This window comes from Sphingomonas phyllosphaerae, assembly GCF_029623345.1.
GTDB classification, from domain to species: Bacteria; Pseudomonadota; Alphaproteobacteria; order Sphingomonadales; family Sphingomonadaceae; genus Sphingomonas; species Sphingomonas phyllosphaerae_C.
The window spans coordinates 93042-112501 of record NZ_JAPYKH010000011.1; the positions used below are offsets into that span (position 1 = coordinate 93042).

Annotated in this window: 30 protein-coding genes; 29 read left to right on the forward strand and 1 reads right to left on the reverse strand. The window is 67.1% G+C overall.

All coding sequences use genetic code 11. The features are described 5' to 3' along the window. Nucleotides 1-57: 57 nt before the first annotated feature. The gene (locus QBJ89_RS12200) at nucleotides 58-1086 is read left to right on the forward strand and encodes a LacI family DNA-binding transcriptional regulator (protein WP_277980767.1); all 1029 of its coding nucleotides are present in this window, start codon (nucleotides 58-60) and stop codon (nucleotides 1084-1086) included. 223 nt (nucleotides 1087-1309) lie between these two features. Here QBJ89_RS12200 and wrbA read toward each other — a convergent pair whose 3' ends face one another. Beyond that, nucleotides 1310-1912, reverse strand: a complete 603-nt coding sequence (gene wrbA, locus QBJ89_RS12205; protein ID WP_277980768.1) for an NAD(P)H:quinone oxidoreductase — start codon at nucleotides 1910-1912, stop codon at nucleotides 1310-1312. A gap of 137 nt (nucleotides 1913-2049) precedes the next feature. Between wrbA and QBJ89_RS12210 the strand changes: the two genes are divergently transcribed. From QBJ89_RS12210 to rpmD, 28 genes are all read left to right on the forward strand, one after another. Continuing rightward, complete coding sequence (locus QBJ89_RS12210) at nucleotides 2050-2937, forward strand: LysR family transcriptional regulator (protein WP_277980769.1); 888 nt, start codon at nucleotides 2050-2052, stop codon at nucleotides 2935-2937. A 77-nt stretch (nucleotides 2938-3014) separates the two neighbouring features. Beyond that, nucleotides 3015-4298: a metal-dependent hydrolase family protein gene (locus QBJ89_RS12215; protein ID WP_277980770.1), complete on the forward strand. Its 1284-nt coding sequence runs from the start codon at nucleotides 3015-3017 to the stop codon at nucleotides 4296-4298. A gap of 44 nt (nucleotides 4299-4342) precedes the next feature. Further along, entirely contained in the window at nucleotides 4343-4696 is a 354-nt protein-coding gene (locus tag QBJ89_RS12220; protein WP_277980771.1) for a DUF3140 domain-containing protein, read from the forward strand. Between the two features lie 207 nt (nucleotides 4697-4903). After that, entirely contained in the window at nucleotides 4904-5275 is a 372-nt protein-coding gene (rpsL, locus tag QBJ89_RS12225; RefSeq protein WP_029936467.1) for a 30S ribosomal protein S12, read from the forward strand. Between the two features lie 95 nt (nucleotides 5276-5370). Further along, complete coding sequence (gene rpsG / locus QBJ89_RS12230) at nucleotides 5371-5841, forward strand: 30S ribosomal protein S7 (RefSeq protein WP_219753909.1); 471 nt, start codon at nucleotides 5371-5373, stop codon at nucleotides 5839-5841. Nucleotides 5842-5871: 30 nt separating this feature from the next. Continuing rightward, the gene (locus QBJ89_RS12235; RefSeq protein ID WP_223012380.1) at nucleotides 5872-6141 is read left to right on the forward strand and encodes a hypothetical protein; all 270 of its coding nucleotides are present in this window, start codon (nucleotides 5872-5874) and stop codon (nucleotides 6139-6141) included. A gap of 45 nt (nucleotides 6142-6186) precedes the next feature. After that, on the forward strand, nucleotides 6187-8280 hold the full coding sequence (gene fusA / locus QBJ89_RS12240; RefSeq protein WP_277980772.1) for an elongation factor G: 2094 nt from the start codon (nucleotides 6187-6189) through the stop codon (nucleotides 8278-8280). Between the two features lie 168 nt (nucleotides 8281-8448). Continuing rightward, the gene (gene tuf, locus QBJ89_RS12245; protein WP_277980773.1) at nucleotides 8449-9645 is read left to right on the forward strand and encodes an elongation factor Tu; all 1197 of its coding nucleotides are present in this window, start codon (nucleotides 8449-8451) and stop codon (nucleotides 9643-9645) included. Nucleotides 9646-9908: 263 nt separating this feature from the next. Further along, nucleotides 9909-10217 carry a 30S ribosomal protein S10 gene (rpsJ, locus tag QBJ89_RS12250; protein WP_007406109.1) on the forward strand — a complete coding sequence of 103 codons (309 nt, stop codon included), beginning with the start codon at nucleotides 9909-9911 and terminating at the stop codon, nucleotides 10215-10217. A gap of 327 nt (nucleotides 10218-10544) precedes the next feature. Further along, the gene (rplC, locus tag QBJ89_RS12255; RefSeq protein ID WP_277980774.1) at nucleotides 10545-11297 is read left to right on the forward strand and encodes a 50S ribosomal protein L3; all 753 of its coding nucleotides are present in this window, start codon (nucleotides 10545-10547) and stop codon (nucleotides 11295-11297) included. A gap of 2 nt (nucleotides 11298-11299) precedes the next feature. Further along, nucleotides 11300-11914 (forward strand): 50S ribosomal protein L4, encoded by a 615-nt coding sequence (rplD, locus tag QBJ89_RS12260; protein ID WP_277980775.1) that lies wholly within the window; start codon nucleotides 11300-11302, stop codon nucleotides 11912-11914. Beyond that, nucleotides 11907-12221: a 50S ribosomal protein L23 gene (locus QBJ89_RS12265; protein WP_219753903.1), complete on the forward strand. Its 315-nt coding sequence runs from the start codon at nucleotides 11907-11909 to the stop codon at nucleotides 12219-12221. Before rplD ends, QBJ89_RS12265 begins: the two co-directional genes overlap by 8 nt. Nucleotide 12222: 1 nt before the next feature. Beyond that, nucleotides 12223-13056 carry a 50S ribosomal protein L2 gene (gene rplB, locus QBJ89_RS12270; protein ID WP_277980776.1) on the forward strand — a complete coding sequence of 278 codons (834 nt, stop codon included), beginning with the start codon at nucleotides 12223-12225 and terminating at the stop codon, nucleotides 13054-13056. After that, nucleotides 13056-13331, forward strand: coding sequence for a 30S ribosomal protein S19 (gene rpsS, locus QBJ89_RS12275; RefSeq protein WP_277980777.1), 276 nt, complete (start codon nucleotides 13056-13058; stop codon nucleotides 13329-13331). Before rplB ends, rpsS begins: the two co-directional genes overlap by 1 nt. After that, complete coding sequence (gene rplV / locus QBJ89_RS12280; protein ID WP_277980778.1) at nucleotides 13331-13708, forward strand: 50S ribosomal protein L22; 378 nt, start codon at nucleotides 13331-13333, stop codon at nucleotides 13706-13708. The genes rpsS and rplV overlap by 1 nt, the downstream gene beginning before the upstream one ends. Beyond that, on the forward strand, nucleotides 13708-14415 hold the full coding sequence (gene rpsC / locus QBJ89_RS12285) for a 30S ribosomal protein S3 (protein ID WP_223012383.1): 708 nt from the start codon (nucleotides 13708-13710) through the stop codon (nucleotides 14413-14415). The genes rplV and rpsC overlap by 1 nt, the downstream gene beginning before the upstream one ends. A gap of 11 nt (nucleotides 14416-14426) precedes the next feature. Then, entirely contained in the window at nucleotides 14427-14861 is a 435-nt protein-coding gene (gene rplP / locus QBJ89_RS12290) for a 50S ribosomal protein L16 (RefSeq protein ID WP_219753899.1), read from the forward strand. Nucleotide 14862: 1 nt separating this feature from the next. Beyond that, the gene (gene rpmC / locus QBJ89_RS12295) at nucleotides 14863-15069 is read left to right on the forward strand and encodes a 50S ribosomal protein L29 (RefSeq protein WP_183942615.1); all 207 of its coding nucleotides are present in this window, start codon (nucleotides 14863-14865) and stop codon (nucleotides 15067-15069) included. 13 nt (nucleotides 15070-15082) lie between these two features. Further along, entirely contained in the window at nucleotides 15083-15355 is a 273-nt protein-coding gene (gene rpsQ / locus QBJ89_RS12300) for a 30S ribosomal protein S17 (RefSeq protein WP_277980779.1), read from the forward strand. A 225-nt stretch (nucleotides 15356-15580) separates the two neighbouring features. Continuing rightward, entirely contained in the window at nucleotides 15581-15949 is a 369-nt protein-coding gene (gene rplN, locus QBJ89_RS12305; RefSeq protein WP_022687056.1) for a 50S ribosomal protein L14, read from the forward strand. After that, nucleotides 15949-16266 (forward strand): 50S ribosomal protein L24, encoded by a 318-nt coding sequence (gene rplX, locus QBJ89_RS12310; RefSeq protein WP_277980780.1) that lies wholly within the window; start codon nucleotides 15949-15951, stop codon nucleotides 16264-16266. Before rplN ends, rplX begins: the two co-directional genes overlap by 1 nt. Then, the gene (rplE, locus tag QBJ89_RS12315) at nucleotides 16259-16846 is read left to right on the forward strand and encodes a 50S ribosomal protein L5 (RefSeq protein ID WP_183921110.1); all 588 of its coding nucleotides are present in this window, start codon (nucleotides 16259-16261) and stop codon (nucleotides 16844-16846) included. Before rplX ends, rplE begins: the two co-directional genes overlap by 8 nt. A gap of 35 nt (nucleotides 16847-16881) precedes the next feature. Next, nucleotides 16882-17187 carry a 30S ribosomal protein S14 gene (rpsN, locus tag QBJ89_RS12320; protein WP_183921109.1) on the forward strand — a complete coding sequence of 102 codons (306 nt, stop codon included), beginning with the start codon at nucleotides 16882-16884 and terminating at the stop codon, nucleotides 17185-17187. Nucleotides 17188-17196: 9 nt separating this feature from the next. Next, nucleotides 17197-17607 (forward strand): 30S ribosomal protein S8, encoded by a 411-nt coding sequence (rpsH, locus tag QBJ89_RS12325; RefSeq protein ID WP_277980781.1) that lies wholly within the window; start codon nucleotides 17197-17199, stop codon nucleotides 17605-17607. Next, a complete protein-coding gene (rplF, locus tag QBJ89_RS12330) occupies nucleotides 17607-18140 on the forward strand; it encodes a 50S ribosomal protein L6 (protein ID WP_277980782.1) in 534 nt (177 codons plus the stop codon). Before rpsH ends, rplF begins: the two co-directional genes overlap by 1 nt. Beyond that, nucleotides 18137-18487: a 50S ribosomal protein L18 gene (gene rplR / locus QBJ89_RS12335; protein ID WP_277980783.1), complete on the forward strand. Its 351-nt coding sequence runs from the start codon at nucleotides 18137-18139 to the stop codon at nucleotides 18485-18487. Before rplF ends, rplR begins: the two co-directional genes overlap by 4 nt. A 3-nt stretch (nucleotides 18488-18490) precedes the next feature. Beyond that, nucleotides 18491-19240 carry a 30S ribosomal protein S5 gene (rpsE, locus tag QBJ89_RS12340; protein ID WP_277980784.1) on the forward strand — a complete coding sequence of 250 codons (750 nt, stop codon included), beginning with the start codon at nucleotides 18491-18493 and terminating at the stop codon, nucleotides 19238-19240. A 5-nt stretch (nucleotides 19241-19245) separates the two neighbouring features. After that, the gene (gene rpmD, locus QBJ89_RS12345) at nucleotides 19246-19425 is read left to right on the forward strand and encodes a 50S ribosomal protein L30 (protein ID WP_132909151.1); all 180 of its coding nucleotides are present in this window, start codon (nucleotides 19246-19248) and stop codon (nucleotides 19423-19425) included. The last annotated feature ends 35 nt before the right edge of the window (nucleotides 19426-19460 follow it).

Genomic DNA, 19460 nt, shown 5'->3' on the forward strand with positions numbered 1-19460 from the left:
CACCCCGCGCCCGGCGGCTGAGCCGATGCGGCGCCCGCCCGTGACCGGCCGCGCGCGATGAGCGAGCGGCGCGGCGAGCGCGGGGTCACGATGCGCGCGGTTGCGGCGCGCGCCGGCGTCTCGCCGATGACGGTCTCGAACGTCATCAACGGCGCCGGCCGCGCTGCCCCCGCGACGGTTGCGGCGGTGCGCGCCGCCATCGACGAGCTGGGCTATGTCCCCAACGTCAGCGCGCGCCTGCTCGCGCGTGCGCGCGCCACGACAGTGGGGCTGATCTACAGCGGCGCGCGCACACCCTTCCTCGATGCCATTCTCACCGGCTCGCTGCGCGCCACCAACGCGCACGGGTTGCAGCTGCTGTTGCGCGAAGAGCAGCGGCTCACCCACGATGCCGCGGAGGCGGCGGCGCGCGCGTTGGTGCGCGGCGGCGCCGATGCGCTGCTGCTGATCCCGCCCTTCGCCGAGCTGCTGAGCGAGGCGGGGGTGGTCGATGCGCTCGGCGTGCCCGCGGCCGCGATCGCGACCGGTGCGACGCTACCGGGCACTGCCACCGTCAGGATCGACAATCGCGCAGCGATGAGGGCGCTGACGGGGCGCCTGATCGAGCGCGGCCATTACCGCATTGCGCTCGTGTCAGGCCCGCCGAACCACTCCGACAGTGCCGACCGGATCCACGGTTATCACGATGCACTCGCCGCGGCAGGGATCACGGCGGACGCGCGGCTGCTCTTCGAGGGCCGGTTCGACCATGAATCGGGTATCGCCGCCGGCTCGGCACTGCTGTCGCCCGCCGATCGTCCGAGCGCGATCATGTGCAGCAACGACGACATGGCGGCGGGGGTGATCGGCGAGGCGCATCGCCGCGGGCTGCGGCTGCCGCGCGACCTGGCGGTGACCGGGTTCGACGACACGACGATGGCGTCGCTGATCTCGCCCGCGCTCACGACCGTGCGCCAGCCGATCCAGCTTATGGCCTATCGCGCCGCGGAGATGCTGATCCGCGCGGGCCGCCGCGGCGAACTCGCCGAGGCCGAGGACGAGCTGGTCGACTATGAGCTGATCGAGCGCGAGTCGACCGCTGGGTGAGGTAGGTTCGGGAGTTCCCGTTTCATGGCGTTCGTTGACGCGGCTGCTCACAGAGGCGAGGCGCTTTAACCTTCGGCACCAGTTACAAACGCCCGTCATCCCGGCCTAGCGCCGGGATCCGTCTCATCGCGAAAGTCGAAGCCGTTGCTTTCGCGGAACCACGGATCCCGGCGCAAGGCCGGGATGACGATCATCGTCGTCGGAAACCTCGTCCGCTCGCCGTTCAGGCCTTCAGCTTGGCCGCGGTCTCGGCGATGCGCTTGCCCTGGTAGCGTGCGCCGTCGAGATCGACCTGGCTCGGCTGGCGGCTACCGTCGCCATCGGCCAGCGTCGAGGCGCCATAGGGCGTCCCGCCGTGCACTTCCTTGACGCCCATCTGGCCCTGGAAGCCATAGTCGAGCCCGACGATCGTCATGCCGTGGTGGAGCAGGTTGGTGATGATCGAGAAGAGCGTCGTCTCCTGCCCGCCGTGCTGGCTCGCGGTCGAGGTGAAGGCGCCGCCGACCTTGCCGACCAGCGCGCCCTTCATCCACAGCCCGCCGGTGGTGTCCCAGAAGGCCGCCATCTGGCTCGGCATGCGGCCGTAGCGCGTCGGCGCGCCGACGACGATCGCGTCATAGCCGGCGAGCGCGTCGGGGCCCTCGATTTCGGGATGCGCGGTGTCGGTCTTGAAACCGGCCGCGGCGACAACCTCGGCGGGGGCGGTTTCCGCCACGCGGCGGATGTCGACCTCGGCGCCGCCGGCCCGCGCGCCCTCGGCGACCGCGTCGGCCATCTTTTCGATATGGCCGTAGGACGAATAATAGAGGACGAGGACCTTGGTCATGTCAGTGGCTCCTGGTGCGGGTTGGGGCAGGGCGCGCGCCGTTGACGCGCTCGGGTCGGATCAACCTAGGTAAGCGAAGGCCTGAACGGAACGCGCCCGATTGAAACGGATCGTTTCGGCCTCTAGGCCAAGCTGTGATGCGGCTCCCCGATCTTGAGGCCTGGGCGATCTTCGCCGCGGTGGCCGAGCATCGCTCGTTCAGCGCGGCGGCCGACGCGATCGGGCTGAGCAAGGCGACGGTCTCCAAGGGTGTGTCGCGGCTGGAAGCGCAGCTGCAGGTGTCTCTGTTCCATCGCACCTCGCGCCGGCTCGCGCTGACCGAAGCGGGGCGCCCGCTCGCCGACCATGCCGCACGGATCGTCGCCGAGGCGCATGCCGCTGAGGAGGCGGCGCGCGACGGCGCGCTCGCGCCGGCCGGGCGCGTGCGGTTGGCGGCGCCGATGAGTTTCGGGCTCAAGCATGTCGCCCCCGTCGTCGCCGATTTCCTGGCGGCACATCCTGCGATCGAGATCGAGCTCCACCTCGCCGACTCGCGCGTCGACATCGTCGCCGAGGGATTCGACGTGGCGCTGCGGATCGCCGACCTGCCCGACAGCTCGCTGCGCGCGCGGCGGCTGTGCACGATCACGTCGCATGTCGTCGCCGCGCCCGCCTATCTCGCGGCGCACGGAACGCCGACCCATCCGTCACAACTCGGTGAGCATCGGCTGCTGGGCTATACCAACCTCACCGGACCGTGGCGCTTCCGCTCGCGCGACGGCAGCGAGGTCTCGGTCAAGGCGCGGGGGCCGCTCGCGGCGAACAGCGGCGACGCGCTGGTGCCCGCGCTGGAAGCGGGGCTGGGCATCGCGCGGCTGCCGGGCTTCATCGTCGGCGCCGGGATCGCTGCGGGGCGGGTGGTAGAGATCATGCCGGACTGGGCGCCCGCGCCGATCGGGCTGCACCTGCTCACCCCGCCGAGCGCGCTGCGACCGGCGCGGGTCGAGGCGCTGATCGCCTTCCTCAGCGAGCGGCTGCGCGACTGACGGCTGCGATCGACCGCAGCCCTCTTCCTTCGCCGTTTGAACTCGGCCATCGTGCCGGGAAACAAGGGGAAACTGACATGAGACTGACCGTCCTGCCGCGCGTCGCCGCGGCCTTCGTCGCGCTCGCCGGCGCGGCGTCCGCGAGCGCGGAAACCGTTGTCGTCACCGCGGCGCGGATGCTTGACGTCGATAAGGGCGCGATCGTGTCCGACCCGGTGATCGTCGTCACCGATGGCCGCATCGCCGCGGTCGCCGCCGGCGGGGCGAGCCGACCCGTGATCCCGGCGAATGCGCGCCGGGTCGATCTCGGCGACGTCACGCTCGTCCCCGGACTGATCGACATGCATGTCCATCTCACCAGCCTCGCCGAGATCGGCGGCTATCAGACGCTCAAATACACCGACAGCTTCTGGGGTGCGGTGAGCGTCGCCAACGCGGCCAAGACGCTGCGTGCCGGCTTTACCACGGTGCGCAACGTCGGCGCCGGCGACTTCCAGGACATCGGGCTCAAGGAGGCGATCGACGGCGGCTGGGTGATCGGGCCGCGCATCGTGCCCGCGGGCTACGCCATCGGCGCGACCGGCGGCCATTGTGACGACAATGCGCTGCCGCCGTCCTACGACAAGAAGCTGCCCTCGGTGATCAACTCGCCCGAGGAAGCGCGCGCCAAGGTGCGCTGGCTGCACAAATATGGCGCCGAGGTGATCAAGATCTGCGCCACCGGCGGCGTCTTCTCGCTCGGCGACTCGGTCGGCGGGCAGCAGCTCAGCGAGGAGGAGATGCGCGCGATCGCGGACGAGGCGCACATGCTCCACCTCAAGGTGGCGGCGCACGCGCACGGCGACGAGGGGATCAAGGCCGCGATCCGCGCCGGGATCGACACGATCGAGCACGTCAGCCTCGCCTCGGACGAGGCGATGAAGCTCGCGATCGAACACAAGATCTGGTTCGACATGGATATCTACAACGACGACTACATCCTGGCGACCGGCACCAAGAACGGCACCGAGCAGGAGAGCCTCGACAAGGAGCGGGTGATCGGGCTCAAGCAGCGCCAGACCTTCCAGCGCGCCTTCCGCATGGGCGTGGCCATGACCTTCGGCACCGACGCGGGCGTCTATCCGCACGGTGATAACGCCAAGCAGTTCGCCAAGATGGTGCAATGGGGCATGACCCCGCTCGACGCGATCCGCGCCGCCACCACCAGCGCCGCGCGCGCATTGGGACGTGAGGGCGATGTCGGTGCGATTGCGGTCGGACATTATGGCGACATGGTCGCGGTGCGCGGCGATCCGCTGCGCGATGTCTCCGTGCTGGAGCATCCGGTGGCGGTGGTGAAGGGCGGTGTCGAGGTGCAGTGAAACCCTTCGTTCTCCTCGCGCTTTCACCGTGCGAGGAGAACGACATGGCCGAGCGGCACGACGATCACGACCAGGTCGCCAAGGACTTCAACGAGGCGGTCAACATGGCGCCGGCTGAGCTGGAGGGCTTCCTTGACAGCGACGACAGCAAGCGCGTCGGCTGGAAGGGCGAGGACGGCAAGGGCGACGGCGAAAGCGTCGGTCATCGCTCCGGCCGACGCATCATCGAGCTGAAGCGCACGAAAAGAGCGGATCTCACCGACGAGGATTACGCGCACATGAAGAAGGTGGTCGGCTACGTCCATCGCCACCTCGCGCAGGGAGGCCCGGCGAAGGACAAGGAACAGTCGGACTGGCGCTACTCGCTGATGAACTGGGGACACGACCCGCTCAAGTGAGCGGGACGGCGGGCGATTGACCGAGGCGCCCGGCGCGCGTATAGGCGCCTCCGTTCGGGTGGAACGCAATTTCTGCCCGGCAGCTTGAACATTGCTGGATGCATCAAGGGCCTGAGGCCGCCGAGATCGGCTGCCGCACGGTCCTTTTCGTATTCCAAGTCTTGTCAGGGCTCCAGCAAAGTAACCTCCAGATAAGGTGAAGGCTTCATGCCGACGATCAACCAGCTGGTCCGCAAGGGCCGCGAGCCGCAGAAGGCCAAGTCCAAGGTCCCTGCGATGGAGCAGAACCCGCAGAAGCGCGGCGTCTGCACCCGTGTCTATACCACGACCCCGAAGAAGCCGAACTCGGCGCTGCGCAAGGTGGCCAAGGTCCGCCTGACCAACCAGCGCGAGGTCATCAGCTACATCCCGGGCGAGGGCCACAACCTGCAGGAGCACTCGGTGGTGCTGATCCGCGGCGGCCGTGTGCGCGACCTTCCGGGCGTGCGCTACCACGTGCTGCGCGGCGTGCTCGACACACAGGGCGTCAAGGACCGTCGCCAGTCGCGCTCGAAGTACGGCGCCAAGCGGCCGAAGTGACCGGAGGGCGGCGCCTGGCCGCCCGGTACGTCAACTCGGCGCAGGCCGGGACCCGGAGCCGCAAGCGGCTCGGTTGATCTAAGAAGGAAATCCACATGGCGCGTCGTCGTCGTCCCGAGAAGCGGGAAATCCTGCCTGACCCCGTGTACGGGGATGAGGTTCTCTCCAAGTTCATGAACTCCGTGATGTACGACGGCAAGAAGTCGGTCGCGGAAGGCATCGTCTATTCGGCGATGGAGACCGTCGAGACCCGCGCCAAGCGCGAGCCGATCGGCGTGTTCCACGACGCGCTGAACAACATCAAGCCGGGTATCGAGGTCCGCAGCCGCCGCGTCGGCGGCGCGACCTACCAGGTCCCGGTCGAGGTCCGTCCGGAGCGCGCGCAGGCGCTGGCGATCCGCTGGCTGATCACCGCAGCGCGCGGCCGCAGCGAGAACACCATGTCGGCACGTCTTTCAGGCGAGCTGCTCGACGCCGCGAACAACCGCGGCAACGCGGTGAAGAAGCGCGAGGATACGCACCGCATGGCCGAGGCGAACCGCGCCTTCTCGCATTATCGCTGGTAAGCGACTATATCGGGTGCAGGAGGCCGAGAGATGGCGACTGCACCCGATCCCTCCGTCGACGAACTGAACCGGGAAACGGCGCGGATCGAGGCGGAGGCTCGCAAGCTGCGAGCGGAAGCGGAGAAGCTGAGCGCCGAGCAGTACAAGCTGGTCGCCGAGCAGTACAAGCTTGAGGCGGAACGCTTCAAGCTGGAGCGTGACAGGATGCTGTCGCCGTGGCTGCTTCTCGCTCAGGGGCTGATCGGTGGTGCCGCGCTGTTCGGTGCTGCTCTGGCGCTCCTCAAATATCTCGCCCCGTAGGCGAACCGTCTCACGTCCGACCCCTAGTCCGAAGGACCACCTGTCATGGCCCGCAGCCATCCGCTCGAACTCTACCGCAACATCGGCATCATGGCGCACATCGACGCCGGCAAGACGACGACGACCGAGCGCATCCTCTACTACACCGGCAAGTCCTACAAGATCGGCGAGGTCCACGAGGGCACCGCCACGATGGACTGGATGGAGCAGGAGCAGGAGCGCGGGATCACGATCACGTCGGCCGCCACCACCTGCAAGTGGAAGGCCGAAGAGGGCAACGGCCCCGAGCATCTGATCAACATCATCGACACGCCGGGCCACGTCGACTTCACCATCGAGGTGGAGCGTTCGCTGCGCGTGCTCGACGGCGCGGTCGCCTGCTTCGACGGCGTCGCCGGCGTGGAGCCGCAGTCGGAGACGGTGTGGCGCCAGGCCGACAAGTACGGCGTGCCGCGGATGTGCTTCGTCAACAAGCTCGACCGTACCGGTGCCGACTTCTACTTCTGCGTCCAGTCGATCATCGACCGCCTCGGCGCGAAGCCGGCGGTGCTGTACCTGCCGATCGGCATCGAGGGTGGCTTCAAGGGTCTTGTCGACCTGGTCGAGAACCGCGCGATCATCTGGCTTGAGGAATCGCTCGGCGCGAAGTTCGAATATCAGGCGATCCCGGACGACATGGCCGAGAAGGCGGCGAAGTATCGCAGCGAGCTGATCGAGCTCGCCGTCGAGCAGGACGATGACGCCATGGAGGCGTATCTCGAGGGCAACGAGCCCGATGCCAAGACGCTGAAGGCGCTGCTCCGCAAGGGTACGCTGAGCATGGCGTTCGTGCCGGTGGTCTGCGGCTCGGCGTTCAAGAACAAGGGCGTGCAGCCCCTGCTCGACGCCGTGGTCGACTATCTGCCGAGCCCGCTCGACGTCCCGGCGATCAAGGGCGTCAAGCTCGACGGCGAGACGCCGGACGAGCGCCCGTCGTCGGACGAGGCGCCGTTCTCGGCGCTGGCGTTCAAGATCATGAACGATCCGTTCGTCGGCTCGCTCACCTTCGCACGGATCTACTCGGGCGTCCTCACCAAGGGCACCTACATGAATTCGGTGAAGGACAAGAAGGAGAAGGTCGGTCGCATGCTCCTGATGCACGCGAACTCGCGTGAGGACATCGAGGAGGCACGCGCGGGCGACATTGTCGCGCTGGCAGGTCTCAAGGAGACCACCACGGGCGACACGCTGTGCGATCCGGCGCATCCGATCATCCTGGAGCGCATGGAGTTCCCGGAGCCGGTGATCGAGCTGTCGGTGGAGCCGAAGACCAAGGCCGATCAGGAGAAGATGGGCGTCGCGCTCAACCGCCTCGCCGCCGAGGATCCTTCGTTCCGTGTGTCGACCGATCACGAATCGGGCCAGACCATCATCAAGGGGATGGGCGAGCTCCACCTCGAGATCCTGGTCGATCGCATGAAGCGCGAGTTCAAGGTCGAGGCGAACGTCGGCGCGCCGCAGGTGGCGTATCGCGAGTACCTCAAGAAGCCGGTCGACATCGACTATACGCACAAGAAGCAGTCGGGCGGCACCGGCCAGTTCGGTCGCGTGAAGGTGAAGCTGACGCCGGGCGAGCGCGGCGCGGGCATCATCTTCAAGGACGAGGTCAAGGGCGGTAACATTCCGAAGGAATATATCCCCGCGATCGAGAAGGGCTTCCGCGAGACCGCAGCGACCGGCTCGCTGGTCGGCTTCCCGATCATCGACTTCGATATCGTGCTGTACGACGGTGCCTATCACGACGTCGACTCGTCGGCGCTGGCGTTCGAGATCACCGCGCGCGGCGCGATGCGCGAGGCTGCCCAGAAGTCGGGCATCACGCTGCTCGAGCCGGTCATGAAGGTGGAGGTCGTCACCCCCGAGGATTATCTGGGCGACGTCATCGGCGACATGAACTCGCGTCGCGGCCAGATCCAGGGCACCGACACGCGCGGCAACGCGCAGGCGGTGACCGCGATGGTGCCGCTGGCGAACATGTTCGGCTACGTGAACTCGTTGCGTTCCTTCACTCAGGGGCGTGCGAGCTACTCGATGCAGTTCTCGCATTATGACGAAGTGCCGCAGAACGTCGCCGACGAGGTCAAGGCGAAGCTGGCCTGAGGCGCACGGGGCGGAGGCGACTCCGCCCCGAGACGCCGCAGGCTCGGCCCGCCGGTTCCGGCCCTGACGGGGCTAGGGATTTGCGCAACCCGAATTGAGCCGCTATGGGGCCGCCTTCACGGCGAGTCCTGAGTGCGGCTCCAGTGGAAATCAGAAGGTAGGGAAACAATGGCTAAGGCTAAGTTTGAGCGGACCAAGCCGCACCTGAACATCGGCACCATCGGTCACGTCGACCATGGCAAGACCTCGCTGACGGCAGCGATCACGAAGGTGCTGGCGGAGAACGTCGCGGGCAACGCCGCGGTCGATTTCGCGAACATCGACAAGGCTCCGGAAGAGCGCGAGCGCGGCATCACCATCTCGACCGCGCACGTCGAGTATGAGACCGCCAACCGTCACTATGCGCACGTCGACTGCCCCGGGCACGCCGACTACGTCAAGAACATGATCACCGGCGCGGCCCAGATGGACGGCGCGATCCTGGTCGTGTCGGCCACCGACGGCCCGATGCCGCAGACCCGCGAGCACATCCTGCTCGCGCGCCAGGTCGGCGTGCCGGCGATGGTCGTGTTCATGAACAAGGTCGATCTGGTCGACGACGAGGAGATCCTCGAGCTCGTCGAGCTGGAAGTCCGCGAGCTGCTCAGCTCGTACGAGTTCCCGGGCGACGACATTCCGATCATCAAGGGTTCGGCGACCTGCGCGCTGTCGGGCTCGAACCAGAAGCTCGGGCCGGATGCGGTCATGGAGCTGATGAAGGCGGTCGACGAGTACATTCCGCAGCCGGAGCGTCCGCTCGACAAGCCGTTCATGATGCCGATCGAGGACGTTTTCTCGATCTCGGGTCGCGGCACCGTCGTTACCGGTCGTGTCGAGACCGGCATCGTCAAGGTCGGTGAGGAAGTCGAGATCGTCGGTATTCACCCGACCGTCCGCAAGACCACCGTCACGGGCGTCGAGATGTTCCGCAAGCTGCTCGACCAGGGCCAGGCCGGCGACAACGTCGGCGCGCTGATCCGCGGCGTCGCCCGCGACGAGGTCGAGCGTGGCCAGGTGCTCTGCAAGCCGGGCTCGATCAAGCCGCACACCGACTTCCAGTCGGAAGTGTACGTGCTGTCGAAGGACGAGGGTGGCCGTCACACGCCGTTCTTCGCCAACTATCGTCCGCAGTTCTACTTCCGCACCACGGACGTGACCGGCACCGTTGAGCTGCCCGAGGGCACCGAGATGGTCATGCCGGGCGACAACGTCGCGCTCGGCATCAAGCTGATCGCGCCGATCGCGATGGACGTCGGCCAGCGCTTCACCATCCGCGAGGGTGGCCGCACCGTGGGTGCGGGCGTGGTGAGCGCGATCTCCAAGTAAGTCGTACCGGGCCGGTTCGCCGGCCCGTCACGAAAGCTGCCGCCCGATGCGCCGAATGGTGCGTCGGGCGGTTGCCTTTTAATGGAAGCGCGGTTATGGCCGCGCCTTCGCTTTGGGTTCGAGAACAGCAAGAGGTGCTCTCGTCCCGTCAGCCCGGTCTCGGCCGGGGTCTTGTGGCAGCGTAGCGCTAGCGTAGCAGGGCTTCGGTCTCGGCCGGAGTGACGGGGGAGGAAGTGCCCCGCTCTTTCGCATTGGTAGGGATCATGGACAGCAACATCCGCATTCGCCTCAAGGCGTTCGATCATCGCGTGCTCGATCAGGCGACCGGCGACATCGCCGACACCGCGCGCCGCACCGGCGCGCTCATCCGTGGTCCTATCCCGCTGCCGACGCGCATCGAGAAGTTCACGGTCAACCGTGGCCCGCACATCGACAAGAAGTCGCGCGAGCAGTTCGAGGTGCGCACCTATAAGCGCATGCTCGACATCGTGCAGCCCACCCCGCAGACGGTGGACGCGCTGATGAAGCTCGACCTCGCCGCCGGTGTTGACGTCGAGATCAAGCTCGCGTAAGCGCGCCTCTTCTCGCGAGAGGTGAGTCATCCCTCTCGCGTCATCCCGACCCAGGTCGGGATCTTTACGGAGAGGGTGGGGCGTCTGCCACCATCCCTCACCAGAAGGTGCCGGCACCCGCCGGCATGACGACAGGACAGAGATACCGCCGGCCGCTCTCGGGTGGCCGGGTCAGCGTCTCCCGTCTGCTTCCCCTTGGGGAAGCGCCCAGCCCGGGACGGGGGCACGCTTCGCACATTCCGGGCTGACCGATCCGCGCCGTGAGGCGAGGGTCACAAGCACCGTGGGGATGGGCCTCGCGGTGCCTCTGTCAAGGAGCTAGGGATCATGCGTACTGGCGTGATCGCGAAGAAAATGGGGATGACCCGCCTGTTCCAGGACGACGGCCGCCACGTGCCGGTCACCGTCCTGCAGATCGAGGCGCTTCAGGTCGTCGCCCGTCGCGAGAAAGACCGTGACGGCTACACTGCCGTCCAGCTTGGCGCCGGTGTCGCCAAGAGCAAGAACGTCGCCAAGCCGCAGCGCGGCCATTTCGGCAAGGCCGAGGTGGAGCCCAAGGCGGTCTTGCACGAGTTCCGCGTGACCGAGGACAATCTCCTCGATGTCGGCGCCGAGCTCGCCGCTGACCATTATGTCGCCGGCCAGCTGGTCGACATCCAGGGCCGCACCCAGGGTAAGGGCTTCGCGGGTGCGATGAAGCGCTGGAACTTCGGCGGTCTGCGCGCGACGCACGGCGTGTCGGTGTCGCACCGTTCGCACGGTTCGACCGGTAATCGCCAGGATCCCGGCCGCGTCTTCAAGAACAAGAAGATGGCGGGCCACATGGGTGACCGGAACCGCACCCAGCAGAACCTCGAGATCGTCGGCACCGACGTCGAGCGCGGCCTCATCTTCGTGAAGGGCTCGGTGCCCGGCTCGAAGGGAGGCTGGCTGTTCGTCAAGGACGCGGTCAAGCAGGATCGCCACGAGAGCGCGCCGTTCCCGGCGTCGATCAAGTCGGCGGCCAACAACAACAGCGCGGCGAACACGCCGGCCGACACGTCGGCCGATGCCCCCGCGACCGACGGCCAGGAGGGCTGAACGTGAAGGTCAAGGTTTCCTCCTTCGCCGGCACCGACGCAGCGGACATCGAGCTCAACGACGAGGTCTTCGGCCTCGATCCGCGCGCCGACATCCTGCACCGCGTCGTGACCTGGCAGCTCGAGAAGCGCCGCGCCACCGCGCGTGGCACGCGCGAGCGCGCCGACGTCGCCCGCTCGGGCAAGAAGCTCGGTCGCCAGAAGGGCGGCGGTGTCGCCCGTCACGGCGATCGCCGCGCCCCGGTGTTCATCGGCGGCGGTAAGGCGCACGGCGCCCGCGTCCGCGACTTCAACCCCGGGCTCAACAAGAAGATTCGCGCGCTCGGTCTCAAGATGGCGCTCAGCAGCCATGCCAAGGCCGGCTCGCTGATCGTGCTCGACGCGTTCGAGGTGCAGAAGACGAAGGAGCTCAAGGGCCACTTCGCCACGCTCACCACGGGCAAGCGCACGCTGGTGATCGACGGCGAGGCGGGCGAGAGCTTCCGCGCCGGTCGCAACCTGCCGGGCGTGGACATGCTCCCGGCGGTCGGCGCGAACGTCTACGACATCATCAAGGCAGACACGCTGGTGCTGACGCGCGCGGCGGTCGAGAAGCTGGAGGCGCGCTTCAATGGCTAAGCCGGCAGAGGCGATCGACAACCGTCACTATGACGTGATTGTCGCGCCGCACATCACCGAGAAGGCGACCCTGCTCTCCGAGCAGAACGCGGTGGTCTTCAAGGTCGCCACGAAGGCGACCAAGCCCCAGATCAAGGCGGCCGTGGAGGCGCTCTTCGGCGTCAGCGTCACGGGCGTGAACACGATCGTCCAGAAGGGCAAGACCAAGCGCTGGAAGGGTGCGCCCTACCGTCGCTCCGATGTCAAGAAGGCGATCGTGACGCTCCGCGAGGGGCAGTCGATCGACGTCACCGAGGGGGCCAAGTAAGATGGCACTCAAGCATTATAATCCGACGTCGCCGGCGCAGCGCGGCCTCGTCCTCGTCGACAAGTCGTCGCTCTGGAAGGGCAAGCCCGTCAAGGCGCTGACCGAGGGCAAGCGCAAGTCGGGCGGCCGCAACAACAAGGGCCATGTGACCTCGCGCGGTATCGCCGGCGGTCACAAGCAGCGCTACCGCTACGTCGACTTCAAGCGTCGCAAGTGGGACGTCGAGGGCATCGTCGAGCGGCTCGAGTATGATCCGAACCGGACCGCCTTCATCGCGCTGGTCAAGTATCCCGACGAGGAGCTGGCGTACATCATCGCACCGCAGCGGCTCGCGCCGGGTGACAAGGTGATCGCGGGTCGCAAGACCGACGTGAAGCCGGGCAATGCCATGGAATTGGGCCAGATCCCGGTCGGCACCATCGTCCACAACGTCGAGATGAAGCCGGGCAAGGGCGGTCAGATCGCACGGTCGGCCGGCACGTACGTGCAGGTCGTCGGCCGTGATCGCGGCATGGTCATCGTCCGCCTCAACTCGGGTGAGCAGCGCTACATCCACGGCGAGTGCATGGCGACGATCGGGGCGGTGTCGAACCCCGACAACCAGAACCAGAACCTCGGCAAGGCTGGCCGCTCGCGCTGGATGGGCAAGCGCCCGCTGACGCGCGGTGTGGCCAAGAACCCGGTCGACCACCCGCACGGCGGTGGTGAAGGCCGGACCTCGGGCGGCCGTCATCCGGTCACGCCGTGGGGCAAGCCGACCAAGGGTGCGCGCACCCGCCACAACAAGTCTACGGACAAGATGATCATCCGTAGCCGCCACGCGAGGAAGAAGTAATGGCTCGCTCTGTCTGGAAGGGCCCGTTCGTCGAACTGAGCCTGCTCAAGAAGGCCGAGGTAGCGCAGGACGCCGGTGGGCGCGCGCCGATCAAGACCTGGTCGCGCCGCTCCACCATCCTGCCGCAGTTCGTCGGCCTGACGTTCTCGGTCTACAACGGCCGCAAGTTCGTGCCCGTCTCGGTCAACGAGGACATGGTCGGCATGAAGCTCGGCGAGTTCGCGCCGACCCGGTTCTTCCCGGGTCACGCGGCTGATAAGAAGGGCAAGCGCTGATGAGCAAGCCTGCATCCCCCCGCAAGGTCGGCGAGAAGGAAGCCCTCTCGGTCGGCACGCAGATCCGCGGTTCGGCGCAGAAGCTGGGCCTCGTCGCGGCGCTGATCCGCGGCCGTTCGGCGGCCGACGCGATGAACATCCTCGCCTTCTCGCGGAAGTCGATGGCGATCGACGCGCGCAAGGTGCTGGCCTCGGCCATCGCCAACGCCGAGAACAACCACAACCTCGACGTCGACGCGCTTGTCGTCGCCGAGGCCTCGGTCGGCAAGTCGATCACCATGAAGCGGTTCGCCACGCGCGGCCGTGGCAAGTCCACCCGCATCCTCAAGCCGTTCTCGCGGCTGCGGATCGTCGTGCGCGAGCAGGAAGAAGCCTAATGGGTCACAAGAGCAATCCCATCGGTCTGCGCCTGCAGATCAACCGCACCTGGGACAGCCGCTGGTACGCCGAGGGCGACGATTACCGTCGCCTGCTGCTGGAGGATCTCAAGATCCGCCAGTACATCATCAAGACGCTGCCGCAGGCGGCGATCTCGAAGGTGGTGATCGATCGTCCCGCCAAGCTGTGCCGCATCTCGGTCTTCGCCGCACGCCCCGGTGTGATCATCGGCAAGAAGGGTTCGGACATCGAGAAGCTGCGCAAGACGCTCGGCGCGATGACCAGCTCGGACGTGTCGCTGAACATCGTCGAGATCCGCAAGCCCGAGGTCGACGCCAAGCTCGTCGCGCAGGGCATCGCGGACCAGCTCGAGCGCCGTATCGCCTTCCGTCGCGCGATGAAGCGGGCGGTGCAGTCGGCGATGCGTCTGGGTGCCGATGGCATCAAGGTGTATTGCGGCGGCCGTCTCGGCGGCGCCGAGATCGCGCGCTCGGAGAGCTATCGCGAGGGTCGGGTGCCGCTGCACACGCTGCGCGCCAACATCGATTATGCCGATGCCGAGGCGCACACCGCGTATGGCGTCTGCGGCGTCAAGGTGTGGGTGTTCAAGGGCGAGATCCTCGGGCACGATCCGATGGCGACCGATCGCCTCATGATGGAGGCTCAGACCTCCGGCGTGCGCCCCGCGCGCGATGACCGCCGCTAAGGAATAAGGCAATGCTGCAACCGAAGCGCACCAAGTTCCGCAAGGCGTTCAAGGGCCGTATCCACGGCGATGCCAAGGGCGGCACCTCGCTGAACTTCGGCTCCTATGGCCTCAAGGCGATGGAGCCGGATCGTATCACAGCGCGTCAGATCGAGGCGGCCCGCCGCGCGATCACGCGCCACATCAAGCGCCAGGGCCGTCTCTGGATCCGCATCTTCCCGGACGTGCCGGTGTCGAGCAAGCCCGCCGAGGTCCGCATGGGCTCGGGCAAGGGTTCGCCCGAGTTCTGGGCCGCGCGCGTCAAGCCGGGCCGGATCCTGTTCGAGCTCGACGGCGTCGAGGGGCCGCTCGCCGCGGAAGCGTTCGAGCGCGCCGCGATGAAGCTGCCGATCAAGACCAAGGTCGTGGCGCGTCTCGGCGACACCTCGCACCTGGGAGGCGAGTAAGATGGCAAATACCACTGACTTCACCGGCCAGAGCGACGACCAGCTCGCCGAGAGCCTGGGCAACCTGAAGCGCGAGCAGTTCAACCTCCGCTTCCAGGCGGCGACCAGCCAGCTGGAGAAGCCGAGCCGCGTGCGCGAGGTCCGCAAGGACATCGCCCGCATCAAGACCCTGCAGGCGCAGCGCACCGCTGCGGCTGCGGCCAAGTAAGAGGACGACGCACATGCCGAAGCGCGTGCTGACCGGAGTGATCGTCTCCGACAAGGGCGAGAAGACGGTGATCGTCAACGTGGAGCGCAAGGTGAAGCACCCGCTCTACGGCAAGATCATCCGCCGCTCGAAGAAGTATCACGCCCATGACGAGGCGAACGAGTATAAGCAGGGTGAGACCGTGCGCATCGAAGAGACCGCGCCGATCTCCAAGCTGAAGACCTGGAAGGTCGTCGACCGCGTGAACACGCATGTCGCGCCCGATCGGGTTGACGTCGACGCGTAAGCGTCGCTGAACGCGCCCGCGCGCGTTTCGGGAAGGGTCCGCGACCGTCGTGTCGCGGAGACCAGCCGAGCGCGGTGGGATGACGTAGGGCGCGGGGCACTTGCCTTTCGCCCGCGGAGCGGCTAACCGGCCGCTCCCCTCGGTTGGCGCGCGCGCCTGCCGGGGGTCGTTTTTTTAGGCGGGGCTGGGTCGGAATCCACCCCAAGGCGAGAAGGAAGCGGATCAATGATCCAGATGCAATCCAATCTCGACGTCGCTGACAACAGCGGCGCGAAGCGGGTGCAGTGCATCAAGGTGCTCGGCGGGTCCAAGCGCCGCACCGCTGGCGTGGGCGACATCATCGTCGTGAGCGTCAAGGAAGCGCAGCCGCGTGGCCGCGTGAAGAAGGGCGACGTTCACCGCGCGGTGATCGTGCGTACCGCCAAGGATATCCGCCGCGCCGACGGCTCGGTGATCCGGTTCGACGGCAACGCCGCGGTGCTGGTCAACAAGAACGAGGAGCCGATCGGCACCCGTATCTTCGGCCCGGTCGTGCGCGAGCTGCGCGGCAAGAAGCACATGAAGATCATCAGCCTCGCGCCGGAGGTGCTGTAATGGCCGCCGCGAAGATCAGGAAGGGCGATCAGGTCATCGTCCTGTCCGGCAAGGACAAGGGCAAGACCGGCACGGTCACCCAGTCGATGCCGAAGGATAGCAAGGTGATCGTCGGCGGCGTCAATGTCGCGACGCGCCACCGCAAGCCGACGCAGGCGAACCCGCAGGGCGGTCTCGAGAAGATCGAGGCCCCGATGCACGTGTCGAAGGTGGCGCACGTCACGGCCGACGGCAAGCCGACCCGCGTCCGCTTCGAGACGCAGGATGGCAAGAAGGTCCGCGTCGCCGTTAAGACGGGGGAGAAGATCGATGGCTGATGCCTACAAGCCCCGTATGAAGGCGATCTACGAGGATCGCATCGTTGCGGCGATGACCGAGAAGTTCGGTTACAAGAACGTCAACGAGATCCCGCGGATCGACAAGATCGTGCTCAACATGGGCGTCGGCGAGGCGACCCAGGACAAGAAGCGCGTCGACCAGGCTGCGTCGGAGATGGAGCTCATCGCCGGTCAGAAGCCGGTCGTCACCAAGGCGAAGAAGTCGATCGCACAGTTCAAGCTGCGCGAGGGCATGCCGATCGGCGTGAAGGTCACCCTTCGCCGCGAGCGCATGTACGAGTTCCTCGACCGCTTCATCACCATCGCGCTCCCCCGTGTCCGCGACTTCCGCGGGCTGAACCCGAAGAGCTTCGACGGTCGCGGCAATTACGCCTGCGGCATCAAGGAGCAGATCGTGTTCCCGGAGATCAACTATGACCGCATCGACAAGGTGCGCGGCATGGACGTGATCGTGACCACGACCGCGAAGACCGACGACGAGGCGCGCGAGCTGCTCCGTCTGTTCGGCTTCCCGTTCCCGATCGAGGACGAAACGACCGACGCGAAGAAGGCGGCATGACCGTCTCGCTGGTCTGATAAAGAGAGCTTAAGTCCATGGCGAAACTGAGTTCCGTGAACAAGAACGAGCGTCGCAAGAAGCTGGTGGCGCAATATGCGCCCAAGCTGGCGAAGCTGAAGGCAACCGCGAACGACCAGTCGCTCGACGAGACCGAGCGTCTCATCGCGCGGCTGAAGATGGCCGAGCTGCCCCGCAACGCCAATCCGACGCGGATTCGCAACCGCTGCGCGCTGACCGGTCGTCCGCGTGCTTACTACCGCAAGTTCGGGCTTGCCCGTGTGATGCTGCGCGATCTGGCCAACAAGGGCCTGATCCCGGGTCTCACCAAGTCGAGCTGGTAAGGACGTACGATGGCAGTGACCGATCCCCTGGGTGACCTGCTCACCCGCATCCGCAACGGCCAGCGCGCGCGCAAGGACAGCGTGCTGTCGCCCGCGTCGAAGCTGCGCGTCCGCGTGCTCGACGTGCTCCAGCGCGAAGGCTATATCCGCGGCTATTCCGAGGAAGAGCTCGCGCTCGGCAAGGGCACCTTCACGAAGGGCGTCCGCATCGAGCTCAAGTATTTCGAGGGCCAGCCCGCGATCAAGCACGTCGCGCGCGTCTCGAAGCCGGGCCGTCGCATCTACTCCGGCGCCACCGAGCTGCCGCGCGTGATGAACGGCCTGGGCATCACCATCGTGTCGACGCCGAAGGGCGTTCTGTCGGACGCCGAGGCGCGTGAGCAGAACGTTGGCGGCGAAGTGCTCGCGGAGGTGTTCTGATGAGCCGCATCGGCAAGAAGGCGGTCCCGATCCCGTCGGGCGTCACCGCCACCCGCAGCGGCAACGAGCTGTCGGTCAAGGGCCCCAAGGGTACCCTGACGATGCCGCTGTCCGACCTGATCAGCTACGACGTGCAGGGTGACTCGATCGGCGTGCAGCCGGCCAACGACACCAAGCGCGCGCGCGCCTTTTGGGGCATGCAGCGGACGCTGGTGCAGAACCTCGTCACCGGCGTGACCGAGGGCTTCACCAAGAAGCTGCTGATCACCGGCGTCGGCTACCGCGCCGCGGCGCAGGGGCGCAACCTGCGCCTGCAGCTCGGCTACAGCCACGACGTCAACATCGAGGTGCCCGAGGGCATCGAGGTGAAGACGCCGGACGCGACCACCGTCGAGATCAGCGGTGCGGACAAGCAGCGCGTCGGCCAGCTGGCCGCCGAGATCCGCCGCTGGCGTAAGCCCGAGCCGTACAAGGGCAAGGGCATCAAGTACGACGGTGAGTATATCTTCCGTAAGGAAGGGAAGAAGAAGTGACCAAGGGTCTTTCGCTTTTTGACAAGCGGCGCCGCCGCAACCGCACCGCGCTGCGCGCCCGTGCCGGCACGCGTCCGCGCCTGTCGGTACATCGCTCGGGCAAGCACATCTACGCCCAGGTCATCGACGACGCCAACGGCCACACCGTGGCCGCGGCCTCGACGCTGGCTGGACACGAGGGCAAGACCGCTACCGTGGCGGCTGCGACCGAGGTGGGCAAGCGCGTCGCCGAGGCGGCCAAGGCCGCCGGTGTCACGCAGGTCGTGTTCGACCGCGGTGGCTTCCTCTTTCACGGCCGGGTGAAGGCGCTGGCCGAGGCCGCGCGCGAAGCCGGACTGGAGTTCTAAGACATGGCTGACGAGAACCAGCAGACCCCGGCGCCCGAGGGCGAGGCGCCCGCGGCAGCGGCTCCGGCGGCGTCGCACGACAACGGTCCCCCGCGCGGCGCGCGCGGCGGCCGTGGCGGCGGCGGTGGCCGCGGCGGCAACGATCGTGGCGGCAACCGTGGCCGTGACGGCAACCGTGGCCGTCGCGACGATCGGCGCAACAACGACGACGGCGGCGAGGAGCTGATCGAGAAGCTCGTCCACATCAACCGCGTCTCGAAGACGGTGAAGGGTGGTAAGCGCTTCGGCTTCGCGGCGCTGGTCGTGGTGGGCGACGGCAAGGGCCGCGTCGGCTTCGGTCACGGCAAGGCGCGCGAGGTCCCCGAGGCGATCTCCAAGGCGACCGCCGCGGCCAAGAAGAAGATGGTCCGCGTGCCGCTCAAGGAAGGCCGCACGCTGCACCATGACGGCAACGGTCACTTCGGCGCGGGTCGGGTGACGCTGCGCTCGGCGCCGCAGGGCACCGGCATCATCGCCGGCGGACCGATGCGCGCGGTGTTCGAGAGCCTCGGCGTCGCCGACGTGGTGACCAAGTCGGTCGGCACCTCGAACCCGTACAACATGATTCGGGCGACCTTCGAGGCGCTGGGTACGCAGACCTCGCCGAAGGCGGTGGCGCAGCGTCGCGGCAAGAAGATCGCCGACCTGCTCGGCCGCGCGCACGGCGCGGACGCGGCGACCGCCGAGGCGGATGCCGCGGCAGTGGTGGAGTGAGCGACATGGCGACCATCAAGGTGAAGCAGACCGGTTCGCCGATCCGGCGGACCAAGGACCAGCGCGCGACGCTCGTCGGCCTGGGCCTCAACAAGATGCACCGCGTCGCGGAGCTGCAGGACAGCCCCGAGGTGCGCGGCATGATCCGCAAGGTGCAGCACATGGTCGAGGTGGTGGAGGGCTGAGCCTTCCCCGCCTGACTAGTGACAAGACAAGGGAA

Excerpts from the sequence above, each read along its gene's own strand:
- QBJ89_RS12200 (WP_277980767.1), top strand. The coding sequence starts at position 58 with ATGAGCGAGCGGCGCGGCGAGCGCGGGGTCACGATGCGCGCGGTTGCG.
- wrbA (WP_277980768.1), bottom strand. The coding sequence starts at position 1,912 with ATGACCAAGGTCCTCGTCCTCTATTATTCGTCCTACGGCCATATCGAA.
- QBJ89_RS12210 (WP_277980769.1), top strand. The coding sequence starts at position 2,050 with ATGCGGCTCCCCGATCTTGAGGCCTGGGCGATCTTCGCCGCGGTGGCC.
- QBJ89_RS12215 (WP_277980770.1), top strand. The coding sequence starts at position 3,015 with ATGAGACTGACCGTCCTGCCGCGCGTCGCCGCGGCCTTCGTCGCGCTC.
- QBJ89_RS12220 (WP_277980771.1), top strand. The coding sequence starts at position 4,343 with ATGGCCGAGCGGCACGACGATCACGACCAGGTCGCCAAGGACTTCAAC.
- rpsL (WP_029936467.1), top strand. The coding sequence starts at position 4,904 with ATGCCGACGATCAACCAGCTGGTCCGCAAGGGCCGCGAGCCGCAGAAG.
- rpsG (WP_219753909.1), top strand. The coding sequence starts at position 5,371 with ATGGCGCGTCGTCGTCGTCCCGAGAAGCGGGAAATCCTGCCTGACCCC.
- QBJ89_RS12235 (WP_223012380.1), top strand. The coding sequence starts at position 5,872 with ATGGCGACTGCACCCGATCCCTCCGTCGACGAACTGAACCGGGAAACG.
- fusA (WP_277980772.1), top strand. The coding sequence starts at position 6,187 with ATGGCCCGCAGCCATCCGCTCGAACTCTACCGCAACATCGGCATCATG.
- tuf (WP_277980773.1), top strand. The coding sequence starts at position 8,449 with ATGGCTAAGGCTAAGTTTGAGCGGACCAAGCCGCACCTGAACATCGGC.
- rpsJ (WP_007406109.1), top strand. The coding sequence starts at position 9,909 with ATGGACAGCAACATCCGCATTCGCCTCAAGGCGTTCGATCATCGCGTG.
- rplC (WP_277980774.1), top strand. The coding sequence starts at position 10,545 with ATGCGTACTGGCGTGATCGCGAAGAAAATGGGGATGACCCGCCTGTTC.
- QBJ89_RS12265 (WP_219753903.1), top strand. The coding sequence starts at position 11,907 with ATGGCTAAGCCGGCAGAGGCGATCGACAACCGTCACTATGACGTGATT.
- rplB (WP_277980776.1), top strand. The coding sequence starts at position 12,223 with ATGGCACTCAAGCATTATAATCCGACGTCGCCGGCGCAGCGCGGCCTC.
- rpsS (WP_277980777.1), top strand. The coding sequence starts at position 13,056 with ATGGCTCGCTCTGTCTGGAAGGGCCCGTTCGTCGAACTGAGCCTGCTC.
- rplV (WP_277980778.1), top strand. The coding sequence starts at position 13,331 with ATGAGCAAGCCTGCATCCCCCCGCAAGGTCGGCGAGAAGGAAGCCCTC.
- rpsC (WP_223012383.1), top strand. The coding sequence starts at position 13,708 with ATGGGTCACAAGAGCAATCCCATCGGTCTGCGCCTGCAGATCAACCGC.
- rplP (WP_219753899.1), top strand. The coding sequence starts at position 14,427 with ATGCTGCAACCGAAGCGCACCAAGTTCCGCAAGGCGTTCAAGGGCCGT.
- rpmC (WP_183942615.1), top strand. The coding sequence starts at position 14,863 with ATGGCAAATACCACTGACTTCACCGGCCAGAGCGACGACCAGCTCGCC.
- rpsQ (WP_277980779.1), top strand. The coding sequence starts at position 15,083 with ATGCCGAAGCGCGTGCTGACCGGAGTGATCGTCTCCGACAAGGGCGAG.
- rplN (WP_022687056.1), top strand. The coding sequence starts at position 15,581 with ATGATCCAGATGCAATCCAATCTCGACGTCGCTGACAACAGCGGCGCG.
- rplX (WP_277980780.1), top strand. The coding sequence starts at position 15,949 with ATGGCCGCCGCGAAGATCAGGAAGGGCGATCAGGTCATCGTCCTGTCC.
- rplE (WP_183921110.1), top strand. The coding sequence starts at position 16,259 with ATGGCTGATGCCTACAAGCCCCGTATGAAGGCGATCTACGAGGATCGC.
- rpsN (WP_183921109.1), top strand. The coding sequence starts at position 16,882 with ATGGCGAAACTGAGTTCCGTGAACAAGAACGAGCGTCGCAAGAAGCTG.
- rpsH (WP_277980781.1), top strand. The coding sequence starts at position 17,197 with ATGGCAGTGACCGATCCCCTGGGTGACCTGCTCACCCGCATCCGCAAC.
- rplF (WP_277980782.1), top strand. The coding sequence starts at position 17,607 with ATGAGCCGCATCGGCAAGAAGGCGGTCCCGATCCCGTCGGGCGTCACC.
- rpsE (WP_277980784.1), top strand. The coding sequence starts at position 18,491 with ATGGCTGACGAGAACCAGCAGACCCCGGCGCCCGAGGGCGAGGCGCCC.
- rpmD (WP_132909151.1), top strand. The coding sequence starts at position 19,246 with ATGGCGACCATCAAGGTGAAGCAGACCGGTTCGCCGATCCGGCGGACC.